This is a genomic window from Ferruginibacter sp., assembly GCF_031430955.1.
GTDB lineage: Bacteria > Bacteroidota > Bacteroidia > Chitinophagales > Chitinophagaceae > Ferruginibacter.
In genome coordinates this window covers 1-2,585 of the sequence record NZ_JANPCM010000606.1, presented here as the reverse complement: position 1 = coordinate 2,585, position 2,585 = coordinate 1, and the positions used below count along the sequence as shown (strand labels likewise).

Sequence of the window (2,585 nt, the reverse complement as noted above, 5' to 3'; positions counted from 1 at the left end):
TTTAATGTGTAAATTTTTTCAACAGCTTTTTGATTGGTGGCATCGCAACCAATACCCCAAATGGTATCGGTTGGGTACAGGATAAGTCCGCCATTTTGTAAAACAGTTACACATTCTTTTATGTCATTTATAAACTGCATTAATCATTAGTTTTATTTTTCAATACATTAATTACCGCCTGGGTAATTATATTTTCATCAAGGCGTAGTAAGCATTCTGGTGTGCCGTAAACTTTACAAATATTATTTACACAAGGTTCACACGGTAATTGTCCAAGCCTGATAATACTGCGGTTAATTTTGTTGTAGGGCGCTGTATTATTTTCGTTGCCGGCACCAAATAAAACAATAGTATGTGTGCCTAATGCATTGGCAACATGCGCCGGGCCGCTATCGGTAGTAAGCATTACGTTGCAGGAGCCGAGCAAAGTTAATAATTGATTTAAATTAGTTTTGCCTGCCAGGTTGGTAATGTTATTTTTATTTTCAAGTGCATAAAATACTTCATCAACAAAAACAGTTTCTTTATTACTGCCCACCAAAATAATTTCTTCGGTAATATTTTTTCGAAGTGTGTTAATAATACTTATAGCTTTTTTTGAGGGTAATCTTCTGCTGCTGGCTTCGGAATTGATGTTTACTACGACTGCATTTTTTCTTTCTGCAGCTGAGTTTTTTAACTCAACAGCAGGTGTTTTTATTTCAATATTTATAAATTGCTGCAATAAATCTGCATACTCTTCTACCCGGTGCAAGCCTTTTTTCTTTGCGTATGCATTTGTTAAAAGTACCGAACGTAATTCCTTTTTATAGCCTATTCTTTTTTTTGCACCAGCCGCTTTCGCCATTACTGCCGACGAAATGGAATCGGGCAGACAAAAGAAAATATCATATTTTTTTTGCTGCCTGATTTGTTTGCCAAATTTATACGCCCCGGTTAAACCTGCGTATTCTTCTTTATTAAAAATAAACCGCTGGTGATGTTTTGGGAAATACTCCAGTAAAAAATCAATTCCTTTTTTTGCAATTACATCAATGGTTGCATTGGGATATTGTTGAGCAACGGCTTTTACAAAAGCGGTGCTCATTACCATATCTCCCAACCAGTTGGGAAGGCGAATTAATATGTTTTGCGGTTGGTTCAAAAGTAAAAGTTGTAAACTATTAAGCAGGGAGCAGCAAATTGAATGTTGAATAATGATATTCAGCACAAGAGTGCGACGCCAATGAAGCTAAATAGCAGTAAAAATGACCGGTTACAAAAATCAACTATTTTATTTATTATGTTTGCATAAATTTTAAAAAAATGAAGGATTTAATTTTAGAAGCCTGGAGTAACAGGGAATTATTGAAAGATAAAAAATATTCGGATGCAGTAAGGGCAGTTATTGAAGAAGTGGATAAGGGGAGATTGAGAACCGCCTCTCCTTCAGAAAGTGGATGGATTGTTAATGAATGGGTGAAGCAAGCCATATTGATGTATTTCGGTATTCAGCAAATGGAAACTTTTACATTGCCGCCATTTGAATTTTATGATAAAATGAAATTGAAAAGCAATTACGCTTCATTGGGTGTAAGGGCTGTGCCGCATGCTGTTGCAAGATATGGCGCTTACCTTGCCAAAAATGTAGTGTTGATGCCCAGCTATGTAAACATTGGTGCGTATGTTGATGAAGGCACGATGGTGGATACATGGGCAACCGTGGGCAGTTGTGCACAAATTGGCAAAGGTGTACACCTGAGTGGTGGCGTGGGTATTGGCGGTGTGCTGGAACCTTTACAAGCCAGTCCTGTAATAATTGAAGATGGTTGTTTTATTGGCAGCCGCTGCATTGTTGTTGAAGGTGTGATTGTAGAAAAAGAAGCGGTGCTGGGTGCTAATGTGGTATTAACACAATCAACAAAAATTATTGATGTTAGTGGTGCTGCACCAATTGAAATGAAAGGGCGTGTGCCTGCAAGAAGTGTGGTGATACCGGGTAGCTATAATAAAAAATTTCCTGCCGGTGAGTTTGGTGTGGGCTGTGCATTAATTATTGGGCAGCGTAAAGCAAGTACTGATTTAAAAACAAGTTTGAATGATGCTTTGAGAGACTTTAATGTAAGTGCATAGCCCCCATCCCCTGAAGGGGGGAAATTAACAACAAGTATTTTATAATAGCAATTGTATTATTTACAAGTTTTAAAAAGTTATTAATTTAAACCCCGAAATTTTTGCCGGGGTTTTATTTTTTTTATGCTTAAAGATGCTAAAATAAAAATTTCTGTTGCTGGATTTGTGGTGACATTTATTGGTTCAATACTATTTTCTACCAAAGCAGTAATTGTAAAAAAAGCATTTGCCGATATTAAAGTAGATGCATTAAGCCTGCTGGCTTTGAGGATGATTTGTGCTTTACCTTTTTATTTAATTGTTGCATTTTATAAAACTAATCAACAGGAAAATAAAAAACTAACACATAAGCAATGGTGGTTTTTAATTGTGCTGGGCCTGATGGGATATTACATCAGCAGCTTTTTAGATTTTGTGGGCCTGCAATATATTTCTGCAGGGCTGGAGCGGTTAATTTTATTTTTATATCCTAC

Annotated in this window: 4 protein-coding genes; 2 read left to right on the top strand and 2 right to left on the bottom strand. The window is 36.6% G+C overall.

Features of this window, described 5'->3' with window-relative positions:
• Together ACY65O_RS17245 and waaF are read right to left on the bottom strand one after the other, a co-directional pair.
• A partial coding sequence (locus ACY65O_RS17245; protein WP_462222103.1) for an L-threonylcarbamoyladenylate synthase occupies positions 1-140 on the bottom strand: 140 nt, incomplete at its 3' end.
• A complete protein-coding gene (gene waaF, locus ACY65O_RS17240; protein WP_462222102.1) occupies positions 140-1,144 on the bottom strand; it encodes a lipopolysaccharide heptosyltransferase II in 1,005 nt (334 codons plus the stop codon). The genes ACY65O_RS17245 and waaF, both read right to left, overlap by 1 nt.
• A 161-nt stretch (positions 1,145-1,305) precedes the next feature.
• Between waaF and ACY65O_RS17235 the strand changes: the two genes are divergently transcribed.
• Together ACY65O_RS17235 and ACY65O_RS17230 are read left to right on the top strand one after the other, a co-directional pair.
• Positions 1,306-2,112, top strand: coding sequence for a 2,3,4,5-tetrahydropyridine-2,6-dicarboxylate N-succinyltransferase (locus ACY65O_RS17235; RefSeq protein WP_462222101.1), 807 nt, complete (start codon positions 1,306-1,308; stop codon positions 2,110-2,112).
• Positions 2,113-2,235: 123 nt separating this feature from the next.
• Positions 2,236-2,585: EamA family transporter (locus ACY65O_RS17230; RefSeq protein WP_462222100.1), on the top strand; the 350-nt coding region annotated here is incomplete at its 3' end.